Source organism: Methylobacterium sp. AC832, assembly GCF_979256025.1.
In genome coordinates, this window is sequence record NZ_CEEDMV010000031.1 from 1 (window position 1) to 429 (window position 429).

The 429-nt window shown below is 62.2% G+C and carries 1 protein-coding gene; it reads right to left on the reverse strand.

The genetic code is table 11. The features are described from left to right. Positions 1-25 precede the first annotated feature (25 nt). On the reverse strand, positions 26-429 hold a 404-nt coding region (locus AC0IXR_RS25000; protein WP_471762588.1), incomplete at its 5' end, for an integrase core domain-containing protein.

The following is a 429-nucleotide window of genomic DNA, read 5'->3' on the forward strand; positions in this document are numbered from 1 at the left end:
TATGGCATCCACCCTCCTTCAGGGTTCAGGATGCCCGAAAAATTGCGTTCAGCGCGGACCAGTTTGCTGGGTCAGGGGCAGGTCGCGTGACGATGGCGGGTTGAGCGAGCGGCGCTGAGCTGCTCGGTTCCGTTGGCCAAATGACGACCTCCGGCGCAGGCGGGTGATAGCCGAGCGACGAGTGCGGTCGGATGCTGTTGTAGTGCCGCCGCCATTGCTTGATCACGATGCTGGCCTCCTTGAGGGTGTAGAACACCTCGCCGTTGAGGAGTTCGTCCCGCAGCTTCGCGTTGAAGCTCTCACAATAGCCGTTCTCCCAGGGACTGCCCAGCTCGATGTAGGCAGTCGTCGGTCCAACCGCCGCGATCCAGTCCTGTACGGCCTTGGCAATGAACTCCGGCCCGTTGTCCGAGCGGATATGACCGGGCA